Annotated in this window: 10 protein-coding genes; 5 read left to right on the forward strand and 5 right to left on the reverse strand. The window is 49.8% G+C overall.

Going from position 1 to position 14,814, the window contains the following annotated elements; all coding sequences use genetic code 11:
* Positions 1-133: 133 nt before the first annotated feature.
* Positions 134-622: a single-stranded DNA-binding protein gene (locus tag RGV86_RS22225; RefSeq protein ID WP_309508518.1), complete on the reverse strand. Its 489-nt coding sequence runs from the start codon at positions 620-622 to the stop codon at positions 134-136.
* 169 nt (positions 623-791) lie between these two features.
* Here RGV86_RS22225 and RGV86_RS22230 point away from each other — a divergent pair, with 169 nt between their 5' ends.
* Positions 792-1,349, forward strand: a complete 558-nt coding sequence (locus RGV86_RS22230) for a lysozyme (protein WP_001345478.1) — start codon at positions 792-794, stop codon at positions 1,347-1,349.
* Between the two features lie 291 nt (positions 1,350-1,640).
* On the opposite strand, the gene RGV86_RS22235 is transcribed toward RGV86_RS22230, so the two are convergent.
* Positions 1,641-2,660, reverse strand: a complete 1,020-nt coding sequence (locus RGV86_RS22235; protein WP_309508517.1) for a nucleoside triphosphate pyrophosphohydrolase family protein — start codon at positions 2,658-2,660, stop codon at positions 1,641-1,643.
* Positions 2,653-4,362: a phage portal protein gene (locus tag RGV86_RS22240; RefSeq protein WP_309508516.1), complete on the reverse strand. Its 1,710-nt coding sequence runs from the start codon at positions 4,360-4,362 to the stop codon at positions 2,653-2,655. Before RGV86_RS22240 ends, RGV86_RS22235 begins: the two co-directional genes overlap by 8 nt.
* A 75-nt stretch (positions 4,363-4,437) precedes the next feature.
* Between RGV86_RS22240 and RGV86_RS22245 the strand changes: the two genes are divergently transcribed.
* From RGV86_RS22245 to RGV86_RS22260, 4 genes are read left to right on the forward strand one after another with little or no spacing between them, the layout of a single operon-like run.
* Positions 4,438-11,205, forward strand: a complete 6,768-nt coding sequence (locus RGV86_RS22245) for an N-6 DNA methylase (protein WP_309508515.1) — start codon at positions 4,438-4,440, stop codon at positions 11,203-11,205.
* A gap of 33 nt (positions 11,206-11,238) precedes the next feature.
* Entirely contained in the window at positions 11,239-11,679 is a 441-nt protein-coding gene (locus RGV86_RS22250; RefSeq protein WP_000224043.1) for a hypothetical protein, read from the forward strand.
* Positions 11,676-11,924 carry a hypothetical protein gene (locus RGV86_RS22255; RefSeq protein WP_000747846.1) on the forward strand — a complete coding sequence of 83 codons (249 nt, stop codon included), beginning with the start codon at positions 11,676-11,678 and terminating at the stop codon, positions 11,922-11,924. Before RGV86_RS22250 ends, RGV86_RS22255 begins: the two co-directional genes overlap by 4 nt.
* A gap of 52 nt (positions 11,925-11,976) precedes the next feature.
* Positions 11,977-13,017 carry a DUF2971 domain-containing protein gene (locus tag RGV86_RS22260; RefSeq protein ID WP_309508514.1) on the forward strand — a complete coding sequence of 347 codons (1,041 nt, stop codon included), beginning with the start codon at positions 11,977-11,979 and terminating at the stop codon, positions 13,015-13,017.
* A 97-nt stretch (positions 13,018-13,114) separates the two neighbouring features.
* On the opposite strand, the gene RGV86_RS22265 is transcribed toward RGV86_RS22260, so the two are convergent.
* Together RGV86_RS22265 and RGV86_RS22270 are read right to left on the reverse strand one after the other, a co-directional pair.
* A complete protein-coding gene (locus RGV86_RS22265; RefSeq protein ID WP_309508513.1) occupies positions 13,115-13,756 on the reverse strand; it encodes a maturation control protein in 642 nt (213 codons plus the stop codon).
* A 190-nt stretch (positions 13,757-13,946) separates the two neighbouring features.
* The gene (locus tag RGV86_RS22270; RefSeq protein ID WP_309508512.1) at positions 13,947-14,507 is read right to left on the reverse strand and encodes a Ref family protein; all 561 of its coding nucleotides are present in this window, start codon (positions 14,505-14,507) and stop codon (positions 13,947-13,949) included.
* Positions 14,508-14,814: the final 307 nt, after the last annotated feature.

A 14,814-nucleotide genomic window follows, 5' to 3' on the forward strand; every position in this document is an offset into this window, starting at 1 on the left:
CCGGGGTGTTCTATTCGTTAAAAGCGTGTGCCATTGCCAACTTTGGCGTTTTTTAGCGAGTTCGTGCTTTTGTTGGCGTCTGGACCACCGCTTTTCTTTCAGTCGTTTTTTACACATGGCTCACAAGTCAACTCTAAAACGGAATATCGTCTTCAAAGTCCATTGGAGGTTCGTTATTGGCGCTGCTCTGAGGTTTGCCGCCACCGCTGTATTGCTGGTGGTTTTGAGGTTGGTTTGATTGCCCCCAGCCATTTGAGGACTGTGAGTCGTCGCGGCGGGCGCCGATCATTTGCATGGTTCCGCCCTGGCTGACGATAATTTCCGTCGTGTAACGTTCTACACCGGCGTCATCTGTCCACTTACGGGTTTTAAGTTTCCCTTCGATGTAGACCTGAGAACCTTTTCGTAAATACTCACTCGCAATTTCAGCAAGTTTCCCGAACAAAACGACTCTATGCCATTCTGTTTGCTCTTTCTGTTGGCCCGTTTGCTTGTCGCGCCATGATTCATTTGTTGCGATGCTTAGTCTTCCGACCGCTCCGCCATTTGGTATATACCTTATCTCCGGGTCTTGCCCCAGGGTACCAATCAGGATGACTTTGTTTACACCGCGTTGTGCCACTTTTCTTACCCAATAAAACAAATTAATTAGAGCAATAATGTATATCTTTGAAACGTGGCTAACAAGTGATTTGCATTATCCTGTGCCTTCTAAAGGGATCGAGTCAGTCGGTATTGGCTGTGAATGGGTGTTTGTCCTTGGGCGTAAAAAATTCGCTTATGAGGTCTTTATGAAGGGGAAAACAGCCGCAGGAGGCGGTGCAATTTGCGCGATAGCGGTGATGATTACCATCGTGATGGGTAATGGCAATGTTCGAACCAACCAGGCGGGGCTAGAGCTTATCGGAAACGCTGAAGGTTGCCGACGTGATCCATACATGTGCCCGGCGGGGGTATGGACTGACGGGATCGGTAATACACACGGGGTAACGCCGGGTGTTAGAAAAACCGACCAGCAAATCGCCGCTGATTGGGAAAAGAATATCCTGATCGCTGAACGCTGTATTAACCAGCACTTCCGGGGCAAAGACATGCCAGATAATGCCTTCAGCGCAATGACAAGCGCGGCATTCAATATGGGATGTAACAGTTTGCGTACCTACTACAGCAAAGCGCGAGGCATGCGAGTAGAAACGTCCATCCACAAGTGGGCGCAGAAAGGGGAATGGGTGAATATGTGTAACCATCTCCCTGATTTCGTGAACAGTAACGGCGTGCCCCTGCGAGGTTTAAAGATTCGCCGTGAAAAAGAACGGCAGCTTTGCCTGACGGGGCTGGTCAATGAATAAACTCCGGCAGCTCCGCCGACTTTCGACAATGAAGTTATCGCTGGCGGCGATAGTTTTCGACTCGATTTTTATGGCGGTATATGTGCTCAATGAGACATGGCCACTGGAACCGTTATTGTATGCGGGGCTTCGGCTGTGCCTGACATTTTTGAGCATGGCCGCGAGATTGATGCAGCAGAAAGAAACCGCTTCAGATTGTCCACGCCGCGCGGTGCGCAAATATATGGCACGCAGGCGAAGGCGATGATAGTTAACGTGAACCCCGGCACTCGCCGGGGTTATTTTTGGTGGTTATTTAAACGGATTGATTGAATTATTAAACGAGATGATGCTTGTCTCACGCGGTGCCTGGACGTTAGCCGCTTGCGGAACTTCCTTAATTTTCTTGGTGACAGGCAAGTTGCGAGCGCCAACTTTGATCAGAGATTCGAAAAGCGTGGCTACGATTTTTGCATCACCAGGTTCTTTGAGACGGAATGCGTCTTTTTGGGCGGCGGAGACGAAGATCGGGAGGTTATCCAGTTCGTCTTGCATCGCTGCCAGCACATCGTCGCGGATACCCGCTGTTTTCTCCAGCAAAGCGATTCGCGCTTCAGCATCTGCGATCTTGGCCATTGCTTCGAGGTGGCGGCCCTGGCTTTCGAGTAGTGCGGTTTCCAGTTCTGCCGTACGCTCTGTCGCCTCCACCATCATTTCCAGTTCAGCCATTTTGCCGTAATGGGATATAACGGCCTGCACTGACTCGTCGGAGTACCCATGCGCCGCCAGGGACTCTGCCAGTAGAGATTTAGAATCCGCGCTTTCAAACATTCCGGCGCTGGCAGGATGATCCAGACTGATATAGTTCGGCGTTGTCACATAATCCACACCATGGAAGCTGGTGGTTACAGCGATTTTCCCGGACTCGCGCCCGCCAGTGGCCCAGCTCCAGCCACCAGCACGGCTTTCAATCATCGCGGCGACAATTTTACCCGGCTCTGTGTTAAGAATTTCCTGTGTATGGGTAACGATGCCGTTGTCGTCAACGGATATAGCCACTGTGCGGCACGCTGGAACATTGTCGATAACGACCGGGCGACCTTCCACCATGATCACGCTGGTTTCAGGCACCTCCAGTTTACCGGTTAGCTGGCGGCGACCGTGACCGTAATAGCCGAAAAGCTCTCCAAGGCGTAAACCTTCCTGAGTTTCCTTGCTTTCAAGCATGGTCTTAACCGCGCTTAATACATACTGTCGCCCGTTCTGGCGACCTTTTCGAGCATTGCTATAGAGACAAAAGCGGTCAGTGACCGTTTTCAAAACATCAGTCATTATCGTTTCCCTCTTTAAAGACCGATTCAAGGATTTGCGCCAGTTCCTGTGGCGGTGTTTTGATGATGGAATCCATCAGGTGATCGTCGTCCTCACTTTTAGCTTTCAGTTCGTTCACCAGTGCTTCAGAGATTTTTTCGTCAATCTCCAGCACATCGCTGAACAGGTAACGTTTGAAAGCATCAGAATTGGCGAGGACGCTGTTATTGCTGACGGCATCGAGGATTTGCGTAACGATGGTGGCGTAGTTCGCCTGCGAGTCGCGGTTATCGTTGTGCTCTTGTTGCAGAGCGGTATTCACAGAGTGGAATTCGATTTTGTACGGGCGATCACCTTCCGGGTATACCTTGCCGTACTTGAAAGCAAGATGAATATCGATAGCCCGCTGAATGAACTCTTCTACGCCCTGCTGGATCCATGAGGCGCGCATGGCTGCCTGAATTGCCGTACGCAGGAAGCCACCTTCACCAAGCCCGCCGGACATTTGATCTGCCCACCCCAGGAGGGTGTAATCGAGGCCAAGAGCTGCCGCCAGCTGGCGCATATAGGTGAGAATGTCTTCAATGCCGTTGATGTCAGCCTGGATGGTCTGAGTATCAATCGTCATTTGCCCCTTGCCGTCGCCCATAATGGGAAGCAGGGTATTGGTCACCGTAGGCATGTTATTCGCGCCGCGTGCGCGCTTTTCCATCAGGTCAGCAGCTCGTTTAAGCGTCTGAGTAATGGTGCGTGAATAATCGGCTGCTTTTACCGGATCCAGACTATTCATCGCCAGACCGATGATTCGGTCAATTTTCGACGCGTTAAAACGCGTTGCCTTCAGTGAGCGGATCGCCGAACGCAGATTCATGTACGGCTCGTAAGCGTATTCGAGCAAGCTGGTCCCGTAATTCTGGGTTTCAATCGGCGTGCGCTCTTCCGGATTATCCAGCAGGCTGTAAGCCTTATGGCCAGTGTGCACCGGCATAAGGTTTGACTTAGGCCGCCAGTAGGGGATTTTCATAGGGATAATGGCCCACGGATCGGCGAAAACCATTTTCCCTGACGCGTCCTTCAGATAATCGCCGCTAAATCCCGCCAGGTTGCCGCTGACCTCGAACTCTTTGATGAAGCTCGGAAGGGTGTAATAGGAGCACTCAAAGGATGTGATTCCGATGCCTTCTTTGGCGTATGGCCTGACATAAGCCACCCCAAATACAGACATGACAAATGCCCACCCGGCGACCTCTTTGTTGATGGTTCGCCCGATGTCGTTCATCAGCTCGTCACACAACGCCTGAGCGGCGTCATAGTCACTATCGTTTCCGTTGTGTACCGGCACGATAGAGAAGGTTTGTCCGGTCTTCTTATCGAAAGAGAGCGCGTGCGTAATATGGATGTTCAGCGCGGTGGCGATCGTGCTGTAAACCGCCATCTCTTCGAGTAGCGGATAGCGTTGCAAGCGATCTTCCGGCAGTTGAACTTCATCAAAGATAAAGCGACTTCCGTCCACCAGCCCATCGCCAGCCATGCCACTATCGCCCGGTTTGCCGCCTAAGAAGCCGGACAGTTGTACCGGTGCCCCTGCGCGAGAAAACAAATACCCACTTCCGCCGTGCACAGCCAGCGCGGACAGGAGGATGTTGTCCCGTTCTCCGTTGTCTTTAAAAACCCCCGCCAGCGCCTTCCTGACCGAGGATAGCGTGATTTTATTGTCTGCCAAGATTGCACCTTAATTAGAATAATTCGCATCGTGTTTGAACGGAATTTAACACTAGTCACTTGTTAAGGATTACCAATGAACAAGCTATCTGTGGGGGTGTTTCGCTGTTCAAGTGTCAGCGAAATATTGAAATACATTAGGGCAATAACATCTCATCGAGCGCCGATTAGATACGGCGTGGAAAAGGTGGAAGGCAAAAGCTATGACCGACTGCGCCGGGAGGCGAATCAGAAGGCGATAGATTTGCTTAATTCGCTGGTGGACGGCGCGACACTGACAGATGAACAGCGCCAGATCCTGGCTGGTTACACCGGTGAAGGCGGCATTGGCGGGTCCGTCTCCGAATATTACACACCAAAGCCTATCGCTGAAGGCGTCTGGGAGATCATGAAGCTCTATGGCGCGGATGTAGGTAACACTCTGGAACCATCGGCGGGCACCGGCGTTTTTAATGAGACAAAACCGGTTGGTACGGTGATGACCGCAACTGAGATCAGCAGCATTTCCGGTCGTATAAACCAGCTGTTACATCCGGAAGACAGCGTACAGATTTCCCCGTTCGAACAGCTGGCTGTAAGCACGCCTAACGATTCATTCGACCATGTTGTGGGTAACGTTCCGTTCGGCGGTCGTGATAACACACGCAACATCGATAAGCCTTACGCAGAAGAAACGGACATGGGTTCTTACTTCATGCTCCGCATGCTGGACAAGATAAAGCCTGGCGGATTCATGTGTGTGATTGTGCCGCCGTCCATTGTTTCAGGTTCAAACATGAAGCGGTTGCGCCTGCGCCTATCCCGTAAAGCTGAATTTCTTGGTGCTCACCGCTTGCCTACCGGTACTTTTGACGCAAACGGGACCAGTACAGTTGTTGATGTGGTGCTGATGCGCAAACATCCGGCAGAGATGGCTGAGAAAATCCCCCTGGTGGATGAAAGCACTCTTGAATCGGCAAATGTGCTTTGGCCAACGTTTATTTCTGGCAAGTGGTTTGAAAAGGACGGCCGTCGGTTTGTTCATGGTACCCAGGAAAAGGGCTTCCAGGGGCGTATTGAGGTTCGTGCCGACGGGCAGATTGATAACCAGGCTCTTAAAGCGAAGCTGATTCATCGTTTCGAAAGTCGTATCGACTGGTCTTTGCTCGATATGGCTGAACCGTCACCGACCGCAGATGTTGTTGATGAAGGGGAAATGCGCCTGATTAATGGCGTATGGCAAAAATATGCTGGTGGTCGCTGGATTGAAGCTGATGCCGGGAAGGAGCTGAATATTGATGTTGCCAGTTATGGCGCGGATAGCTGGGAGGCTCTTCAGCGTAACCTGACTACAACAGAAGGCCGTCTCGGTATGACATTTACCCAGATGGCAAATGTCCGCGATAAGTACACCACATCAATCAGCGACGATATGGTGCAGCTGGTGGACTGGATTAACAGTCAGCCTGAAAAATACCGTGAACGCTTGTATCGCGGGGCGATGATTGGCCGGATGTTAATTGAATATCAGGACATGAAGGCCGCCGGGCATAGTGCTGAACAAATCGAACAGCAGCGCCTTTCTCTGGTATCCCGTTTGCAGGCAGAGATTGACCGTTTTGGTAACCCCGGTCGCGGTCCGATAGCGAAATTATCGGGGAGCGGTGCGCGCGCCTGGTTTGCTTTCCGTGGTGCAATTAAGCTGGATGGCACTATTTCTGACGAGCTGACAGGAAAGCTGGTTACGCATGATTCCAGCGCCAGTTATGACTCCACCAGCTATCAGGACACCCTGCGTTATCTCTATAGCGATCTTACCCGCGATCCAATCCAGCTCGATGATTTCCGCCTTGCGTTTACCGGCGAACTGCCAGCCAGTGATGAAGAGTTGCTTAATTTATTGGCCAGCACCCCTGGTATTGCGGTTTCACCGTATGGCGGGATTGTTCCGTTCGCCCGCGCCACCAGCGGCGACATTAACGAGATAGTGGCTCCAAAACAGGAATTCCTCGCCACACTCCCCGACGGTCCAGTAAAGAACAACGTCCTTAATCAGCTGGCAGCTATCGAAGAGAAGCGCATCAAGACGCCAGCAGAGAATATCCGCTTTAAGCTCAATAGCCGTTGGTTCGACCGTTCCGTCATTCTGGAGTTTTTGCAGGAAAACGGCTATCCGGATCTGCGCTATGTGCAGTCAGTGCAGCTGGAAGGCGACGAAATGGTTTCTGACACCTATCACGGTGGTGATGGTCTGTTCGTCGGGCACCGATACGGTGTCGTCCAGCGCAAGGATAAAGAAACAGGTGAGATTCGCTACGAGTGGGACCGTAAATCAGGAGAAAACGCGACCGGGTTCCCGGCACAGCTGGAAAAGTATCTCAATGGTGCGCGTATCGGTGGCAAAGATAGCGCGACGGCGAACGGCTACCGCGAGCAGATGGCACTGCTTGAGGAGCAGTTCAATAAATGGATCAAGACGCACGATCGCTACGATGAGCTGGTTGCCAAATACAACGATGTTTTCAATAGCAATATCCCGTATGAACACTCTGGCGATCCGCTTGGGTTGAAGGGATTAAGCGGTAAGCGCCAGCCATTTGATTACCAGAATAGCGAGGTGCGCCGACTGTCCGAAGATGGACGCGGCATTCTGGGCTTCGGCACCGGGCTGGGTAAAACCACGACCGCGCTGGCGCTTGAGGCGTTCAACTATGAGAACGGTCGCTCCACCCGTACTGCGTATGTAGTGCCTAAATCAGTGCTGGAAAACTGGTATTACGAAGCAAAAGAGTTCCTGAGTGAAGAGGCATTCAGTAACTACCTGTTCGTCGGTCTTGATGTGCTGATGGATGGCGATCAGATTCGCCAGGTGCCGGTGCTCGATGAGAACGGTAAACCTGTCCTTGGTGCTGATGGCACTCCACTTATGCGCGATGCCCTTAAGCTGGCAGATGAAGCCACTATCACGGCGCGGATGAACGCGATACCGCACTCAAATTACCGTGCAGTCGTGTTTACCAAAGAGCAATACGCCCGCATTCCGCTACGAGATGACACCGTAGATGAGCATGCACAGGATATGCTTTATGACTTCGTTGCCGCCGGGCGCGTAGCCAGCGCAATGGATTCCGATTCCCATCGCAAAGAGGCGGCGCGTCGCCGGGTATTGTCGGAGTATTCAGATACCGGTACCGAAAAAGCAGAGAAGTATCCGTACTTTGAGGATATGGGCTTCGACAGCGTGATCGCTGACGAAGGCCACAACTACCGCAATAGCTATAAAAATGGTCGCGAAGCGTCACAGCTGGCCTATCTGCCCACCAGCGCGGTAGCGCAATCTGCGCGAGATATGGCAATTAAAAACGCGTACCTGATGAAAAAGAATGGCGGGCGCGGGCCGGTTCTCCTGACTGCAACGCCAGTCGTTAATACCCCGATCGATGCATACAACATGCTTTCTCATGTTCTGCCGAAGGAATACTGGCAGAACATGGGGATCTACGGTCCGGATGACTTCGTTAAATTCTTCGGCAAGACCAGGCTGGAAACGGTACAGAAAATCAGCGGTGAAGTTGAAGAAAAAATGGCGCTGGTGGGCTTTGAAAACCTTGATGCGCTGCGCGGCATATTCCATCGCTGGACAACGCTTAAAACGGCGGAAGACGTTAAGGATACCGTGGAGATCCCGGAACTGGACGAACACCAGCAGGATGCACCACTTACTGAAGAACAACTGGCGGCGTATGAAGAATTGCGTCAGCAGGCGGAAGCGGCGGCAAAAGCCAACAATGGCGTAACGACCTCGGTCAATGAAGACGGCGTGATTGAGCACGAGAAAGCCCGTCCGATCTTCTCAATAATCAGGGATATGGACCGCGTATGTACTGACATGGATCTGTACTACCGCCGGGTCACCTATCGTTTCCTGCCGGAGTATGCCGATGCGGTACAGCAGCTGGCGAACAGTTTGCCTAAACAAGCCACCAGCGAAGACGACGACAGTGATGATTCAATCACGCAGCAATCGCAATACTCCCTGATAGATAAGGGCGAGTTTATTCAGTTGCAGGTTCCGGAAGCGTTCGAGCAGGAAGTGAATAAGCGTCTGGCCAAGTTTGGCATTGACGAACAGACCGTAACTCACCCCGTTACGCCCAAATACGCGAAGCTGATTACCACGCTGAAGGAATTTTTCCCGGAAGGTAAGCAAATCATCTTCACAGATGAAAAAACGCAGCACCAGAAGCTCAAGCGCATTATCTGCAATGCTCTTAACCTTGAACCTTCAAAGGTGGGGATTCTGAATGCTCAGACGGTTGCCGAGGCAGGTAAAACCAGTAAGAAACTGAAAGCGGTTAAACCGCCTAAAGAGCTACCGGATGAACCAACAGATGCTCAGATAGCGAAATACAACGAGCAAATGGCTCTGTATGACGCTTATATCGCGCAGCAAAATGAAATGTCGCTGGGCGGTCTGGAAAAGATTGCTGCCGACTTTCAGGAGGGGCGTACCCCGATCATAATCTGCAACAAAAAGGCAGAGGTGGGGATCAACCTGCATCGAGGAACGACGGATATCCACCACCTGACGTTGCCGTGGACTCCAGCCAGTATTGCACAGCGTAACGGTCGCGGCGCCCGTGTTGGCTCCAACCGCGCAAGCGTACGCGTTCACTACTACTGCGGCAAGGGTTCTTTCGATGAATACCGACTGAAGACGCTGAAACGTAAAGCTGGTTGGATATCCGATATTCTCCGTTCAGATAAGTCAGAAATGGAGAACGCCGACGCCAACGACATGATCGAAATGCAGATGTATACCGCTAAGGATGACGGCGAACGTCTGGCAATGATGCAGGTTCAAATGGATAAGGCTAAAGCCGCACAACGTGCCCGCCAGAAAGAACAGGCCACTATCGACCTTCAGAACTACATCAAGGCGCAACACGCAGCTGGCGAGGATGTGGAGGTACTTACCGCTGAATTAGAGAGAAGCAAAGCGGAACTTGAAAAGACCACCACCGACGTCGCCAAATTCAAACAGGCGGCAATGGCCAAGGCAGCGGATAACGCAGACTGGAAGGCACGCTGGGGGAGTGTCCATAACGCTGACCGTATGTTGTTAGCTCAGTATCGCGCGTCGTTGAAAAGCGCCATTCAGCGCAAGGCTAATATCTCTCAAGCTATCTCCCGCTATGAGAAATTATTGAACCGTACTCAGAAGGCCGCGACGGATATCAAACGCCTGCGCCCGCTGGTGGAGGATGCAATAAATAAAGGCATTCTGGATGTTGATCCTGACCTGGTTAACCATGCGAGAGAGTTCCTTGTTATCGGCGATCGCTCATGGCGTGTAGGCCAATATTACGATTGTGCCGGTGATATCGTTCGCATTAAGTCGCTGGACTTCGACAGCCAGCGCGCAGACGTGGAGATCATCTTCACCTTCAAAGGCACCAAATCGGGTAACCGGGATGTGAAGACGCTGGATAAACAGGTTGATGTAACTCCCGATGAAGATGCTGTTATGCAGAAAATCAGTGGTGGCGTCTCCATCGCCGGGATTAACGACATCATTTCCTGTGACGATTTCTACCGTTTCCAGCAGCGCGGCATGATCAAAATCACTGACTCATACGGCGTTCAGACTACAGAGTCAGGCTACAGCATTGATTTTGTTGGTACCTATACGGACCCACTGAAGCATGCGGTTTACCCGGATCGCCGTGACGGCGCGCTGAAGTCGTCAATTGCAAAATGGGTGCTTGGTATGATGTCGGAAGGGAATAACCGCCAGGTCCGTTTGGCAGAAGTATTCCTGACTGAACTGTTTGGCTCCAATTATGGCGATGTAATCGCGTCATACGGAGATACGCTATCCCCTGAAGCAATTCAGGAGAAAATAGCGGATGCGATCGCCAAAATGCCGGAGAAAACAAGCCAGGGGGCTACTCGTAACGGGGATTCTGAACTTGAGGTCACCAATGCTATTTTCGGTACCCATGAGTTCCGGGCGTCAGATTATGAGATCACCACAGCACAGTTTGGCACCATTGGCATTTACAGCAATAAAGACGAGATCAAGCAGGCAATGGACGCAGCAAGCGCGCGCATCGCAGCAGAACGGGAAGCCAATCTGAATCATGCAGTCGCCGCGCTGACTCAATCGTGGGTAACAGCAATCAGGGAGGCCACCACCACAGGGAAAATCACACCTGCAATTGCGGATGTCGTAAACGACGGCTCTAAATTTATGGATGCCTATCAAATGGATGCGGTGAAGTTGCCATCAGCCTATGGTCAACTCAGCTATCGCATGACCTACAACCTGGTATCAATGTTTTCCGACCTTGCCATCCTTGGGCTGGTGGACCTTAACGAGGTTACGCCGGAATTGCTCAGCATTCGCAATAATCATGTGGAGATATTGCACAGAATTAACACGGTACTTGCCGGGCGCACCGATGAAGAAAAACAGGCAGACGCTGATCGGATAAACCTGGCCCTTGGCAACATCACGGAGGAAGAAATTGCCGCCCGAAACGAGAAACAAGAAGAGTTATCATCAATACAGGGTGATGCCACCAGCATAGCTCAGTCTCTTGGTCTGAATTATCGCGTATCCACCGCCGACCTGAAGATGATGTACGCACCAAAATTCGCCGCTGGCGAAGTATTTGGGCTTCAGGAAGCCTCAGGCATGAAAGGTGTTCTTTTCCGTGCGAAAGACGCAATCAAGGCGAAATTCGGCGCTCGCTGGCTGCCAGCGAAGGCGAAGAACAGCGATTTCCCGGGGAACTGGTGGATTATCGAGACAAAACACAACGTGGCGGACGTTCTGGCCGTCATCCAACAATATGCATAACAGGAGCGCCCGGTGCGCCGGGCGTCGCATAATATGGCCACACTATCTGATACAATAAAACCGAATAAAACATATCTTGAGGCGGTACTCCGTACAGCGTTGTTAGGAAAGACAGAAGACGAATACGTTGATTTCTTCCTGTCAGGGCTACGCGGGCGATTACTGAAAAATCCCCGCCTGTACCGCAGCTATGGCCCATACTGGCCGGAAATAAAAAAATTATTACTGGAGCGCGGTTATGGTAATTTCGGTCGTCTCGTTGACCGTGACGTTCGCAAAATTTACCGTTATGACCGCCCGGCGCTAACACTCATAGCCGCGACGCTCTACAGCCAGGAGCGTTTTGATAATGGTCAGATATACTCAGCCTGGCATTTACTGCCAGTGCCTGAAGAAGTTGACGACCAGGACTATGAGTTTGAGTCTTACGATTTGGAAGTTGAAGCCTTGGCACAGGCTGGAGAGAAAACTTGAAAAAGCGATACTACACAGTAAAGCATGGGACGCTACGAGCATTACAAGAGTTTGCTGACAAGCATAACGTTGAGGTGCGCAGGGAAGGGGGAAGTAAAGCTCTGCGCATGTACCGTCCGGACGGGAAATGGCGGACGGTCGTCGATTTCAAAACAAACAGTGTTCCCCAGGGCGTCCGCGACCGGGCATTCGAAGAATGGGAGCAGATCATCATAGATAACGCATTGCTTCTGAATGCTGATTAATAATCATTTAAAGCCCATATGATATGGGCTTTAACAACAGGAACGATATACAGTGTTAGTTAAATATATAGGCGAGAGTTATATGGAAAAACCTTGGCCGGGCATGCACATTCGAACATCTTGTCTGGAGGATGGTTTCTTTAGAGCAACGCAACCAAAGTATCTTAATGATCCGTCGAGTGAGTCGCGACTTCTTCCATTTTTTAATAAATTTTCACCAGCCGATTACGCATGGGCTAGAAATGAATTTAAGAAAATGCAACGAGATCCATCTTATGTCCCATCTATACAAGAGTTAGAGTATTATTTAAAACCTTGCGGGAAACGATACGGAGAGGATTTTCCACACTTGTTAATCAATGAAGGTTTTACCTCAATGGATTCATATGATGAAGCTAAACTCCAAGAAATAGTAACGTACCTTAACGATTATTTAGTAGAAGCCGTAAGCTGTCATCTTGGTGTGTTCTCTCTATCAAAAAGTGATTGCAATCTACATATGTGGACTCATTATGCATCGATAGGAAAGGGGTTTGCTGTAGTTTTCGATGAAACACACGATTTTTTCAAAATATATCGGCCGTGTGATGTTAGTTATAATCCAGAAGATAGAGCATCTGTAACCTATTATAAAGGCGCTGTGCGATTTAATGGCTATCCTGCGCCATCGAGGAATATAGATATAAAGAATAAAGATAATACATTGCATGGGATCTTAAATCGAGATTCAGTTCGCGAGCTTTTTATTAATAGGCTCCTTTATACAAAAGGTGAAGAGTGGCTTCCTGAAAATGAAAGTAGAATTATTTTTCCATTGGCTGACTGCGAGAGAAAAATAGGAAGCATTGTCTCTCCATCGATTGATGATTGCCTATTAAATGAGTATCCTGATGTTTTTCATGACTATCATGTAATTAACTTAAAGAAAATTCCTTTTTCTGCATTCAAGCAAATTACCTTAGGGTATAACATGACTGAAAAAGATAAAAATATAATTTTAGATAAAGTTAGTACGAATAAAGAATTGTCTCACGTCAACGTATTACATTCAAAACTTGATATATACGGAAAGGTTGTGGTTAAGCCCATGTAATAATACGCTTATGTCTACACTTCATGATAAATACCTTCCTTAACTTAGGAAGGTTAGTTGTAGGTTTACGCAGAAAGTAACAAATAACCTTAGTAGGTTATAGAATATTATTCTTTCCGGTGAGTATTCCTTGAGGAACTCTAGCGCATCCCATAATTTGAGTTTTCTTGATGATGTTTATATATGACGCTATCAGCGATGAGTCATCACGACTATCCACTTCACAAGCCATTGCCCTGATGTAGTCGGCGCTGGCAACGTTGTTGTATTCCGTCGCAAAGCAACAGAGTAACGTCAGAACATGCTCTGTCGTTATTTCGCTCCAGTTGATGTTGAAAAATTCATCGCCTTTTTTATCGTGTTCGGAATCGAAGATGCTTTGGTGGAGGATGTATTTGCCGGATTCCTTGCGCGGTAACTTGATTGCTTTCTGGCGTTCCAGCTCCTTATAAATCTGCATTGCCTCAATTAGTACCGGCCTGCCGTTCATGAAGGGATCGCGCAACCTTACACGCTGGCCAACTCGACCAGTAATAAAGCTGTTTTCCTCTTCCACCAGCACGATAAAACCCTTTTCCTCTTTTTCTCGCAATTCGCGCAGCAGCTGGAGTTCCATATCGCGGCGGCGTTCAGGGTAGCTGTTCCGCTCAGCCATTATCAGCTCGTTGTTGATCCATGCAGCAGTCATTGACGCCGGTTTGCCGACGCTCATCGAAACAACGCATATTTTCTTATCCATAGCGCCCCCTACAAAAAAAGAAAAGCCACCAGTGGCGGCTTAGCAATACAACTGAAGGTAGCGCCCGGTACTCAGACTGTGCCGTCCATGGAATATTTGAAAAGGGATCCATCCGTACCGGGCATGTGATGATTCTGACTGAAGTCACTTGTCAGTTGTCAATTATTTCAGATTAAAAATAATATATTTATTAGTGCATGATGTTTGCCATCTCATAGGCGTCAGCCAGCAACTCCATCTCTGACTTGTTCAGCAAGGTGAATTCTTTCTTGCCTCCAACCACGCCATCGGCATGAACAGGGACCAGCCAGGGGTATTTTTCTCTTACTTCAGCCGGTGCTGCATGCTGGTGGTGCCATCTACAAAGGGGCAATTGCTTTTTGTGACAACCCGGCGCGGTACGACCGGAGATATGGTGCAGAGATACCTCTTCAGATATTACTCCATGCATGTAGCAGGCAATGCAGGGGAGAGCGCCAAGAGCATTGGCGATGCTCCGTTCCTCCGCTGTCGGTGTTCGCCCCTTCAAGCCACGAGATTTTATCTTTACCGCACTTTTCCGCGTTTTGCTGGCTGGTGGGCGCTCTTTCTGTTTAGCGATACGGCGGTCGATAGTATCCCGCATTTTCTGATATTGCGATTCTCGCCAGGCGGGGTCAGCCAACTTTTCCCGTTGCCGAGCGATCGCTCGTTCTCTGGCTGCCTTCTGCCACTCGCGGCGCTGTTCAAGTTTTTGTTCGATTGTTTTCATATGGCAAAAAAAAGGCGGCCTAATGGCCGCCAATGATGTCAAGGAGTGAAGTAATGGCAACGTCTTCGTAGTTGACAAAAACTGCGGCTCAATTATAGCAATCAATTAGAGCAATGGTAGGTATTTTGTTTATCGCGAATCACATTTTTTCACTTCAGTACCTGTGTGCTATACTCCTTCTTGATTGATTGGATGCGGAATACAAACCCGCTCTTTTGTGCAGCCTGGCTCCTTGCCAGGCTTTTTTATTTCATCATGGAAGCTGTTAACGCTTTGGATCTTGCTGAACTGATTGAAAGGGCATTGT

This window comes from Escherichia ruysiae (assembly GCF_031323975.1).
GTDB lineage: Bacteria > Pseudomonadota > Gammaproteobacteria > Enterobacterales > Enterobacteriaceae > Escherichia > Escherichia ruysiae.